Origin of the sequence: Micromonospora sp., from assembly GCF_048594385.1 — a bacterium.
In the GTDB taxonomy this organism is placed as follows: domain Bacteria; phylum Actinomycetota; class Actinomycetes; order Mycobacteriales; family Micromonosporaceae; genus Micromonospora; species Micromonospora wenchangensis.
Genome location: NZ_JBMDWU010000394.1, coordinates 1 through 1,713, shown reverse-complemented (window position 1 = coordinate 1,713; position 1,713 = coordinate 1). Strand labels below are relative to the sequence as shown.

The following is a 1,713-nucleotide window of genomic DNA, read 5'->3' as shown; positions in this document are numbered from 1 at the left end:
CCGCCGGTCGCCGCGGCGGTGGCCGTCCAGAGCGCCCGGTCGTGCCGGTCGGCACCGGCCGCCTGGGCGAGCAGCCGCTGCGAGCCGGCGTTCTCGGGGGCGCCGGGTCGGCGACGCGGCGCCTGCTGCAGCTGGGCGAGGATGCGCTGCGCCTTCTCCTCGGCGGCTGCCCGGGTGGGCGCGATGATCGGCCGGAAGGCGATCTGGATGCCCGGCCGGTCGGGCCGTCCGGCGGCGACGGCGGCGGCCTCGATGGAGGCGAGCTGTTCGCGGGTGCCGGCCAGCGGCTCGCCCCACAGCGCGAACACGTCGGCCTCGGCGGCGCCCACCGCGTAGGCGGCGGCCGACGACCCGCCAAAGGAGATCAGCGGACGGGGACGGGTGGCCGGCGGCACGTCGGAGACGAACTGTTCGAGGCGGTAGTGCCGGCCGGTGAAGTCGAACGGCGTCGGCGACGTCCACGCAGACTTGAGGATCTGGATGTACTCCCGGGTGCGCTCGTAGCGCTCGTCCTTGGGCAGGTGGTCGCCCTCGGCGGCCTGGTCGGCGGTGGAACCGCCGGTGATGACGTGGATCTGCACCCGCCCGCCGGTGGCCTGATCCAGGGTCGCCAGGGTGGTGGCGGCGTGAGTGGGGACGGAGACGTTGGGGCGGTGGGCCACCACCAGCGACACCGTGTCGCTGTGCTGGCCGACCAGGGCGGCCGCCTGAGCGGGATCCGGGGAACTCGCGGAGTAGGCGAACAGCAGCCGGTCCCAGTGGTTGTCCTCGTGGGCGCGGGCCAGCCGCACGGTGTACTCCGGGTCGAAGGCGGGGCCGGTGCGGGGCGCGGTCTCGGTGCCCGGGTGGGTGGCTCCGATGCCGAGGAAGTCAACGGGCATGGCGGTTCTCGATTCTGTCGGGGCGGTGGTGGAGGTCGACCGGCGCGGTCCGGGGTCGGAACGGCCGGATCTCGGCCGGGCCGCTGACCGCGGGCGCGGGTGCGGTGGCGGCGGCGCGCAGCAGGGTGAGCAGATGCCGGGCCACACCGTCGTTCTGCCGCAGGAACGGCGAGTTGTAGCCGGGCCGGCTGAACCCCGCGCTGCCCAGGGAACCGCTGACCGATGGACCCAGCAGGAAGCGGCGTGGATGGAAGCTGCCGTCGGCCCGCTTGGCCCGCCCGAGGCCGTCGGCGAGCAGTTGACCGCCGGCCACCGGGGCGCCGTCGACGGTGTCGGTCACCGGCTCGACCGCGAGCTGGCCGGCGGCCAGCAGCGAGCGGATCAGCGGATCGGTGGCCGAGGCGATGTCGGCCTTGGGCAGGCGGCCCTCGATGAACACACGGGCCCGGACCTCCGCCCCGGGGACCGCCGGGCTGCGGCCGACGAACCGGTCACCGTCCAGTGCCACCTCGAGGTCGGGGCCGAGGAAACGGACGAGGCCGGCCTCGTTGAGCGCCAGCAGCTCGGCCAGCCGTCGGGGCGGCGGCCCGCTGGCGATGAAGGAGAACAGCCCGTGCAGATCCCCCTCGATCCGGCGGATCCGGTCCGCAGCGGCCACCCGGCCCCCGGCGACGGCGCGGCCGATCACGCCGTACACGCTGAGCAGCGCGTTGAACACGGCGAGGTCCGCGGAGTGCCGGGGATCGGCCCGGCGGGTGAGGTCGTCGGCGATGTAGCGGCGCAGCCGCTCCTCGAGAGTGTCGACGTCGGCGAAGGTCTCGCCGGCCAGTGG

At 75.1% G+C, this 1,713-nt stretch carries 2 protein-coding genes; both read right to left on the bottom strand.

From position 1 onward, the window contains the following. Positions 1-881: LLM class flavin-dependent oxidoreductase (locus ACOJTC_RS21065; RefSeq protein WP_420118170.1), on the bottom strand; the 881-nt coding region annotated here is incomplete at its 3' end. After that, a partial coding sequence (locus ACOJTC_RS21060) for a hypothetical protein (protein WP_420118169.1) occupies positions 871-1,713 on the bottom strand: 843 nt, incomplete at its 5' end. The genes ACOJTC_RS21065 and ACOJTC_RS21060, both read right to left, overlap by 11 nt.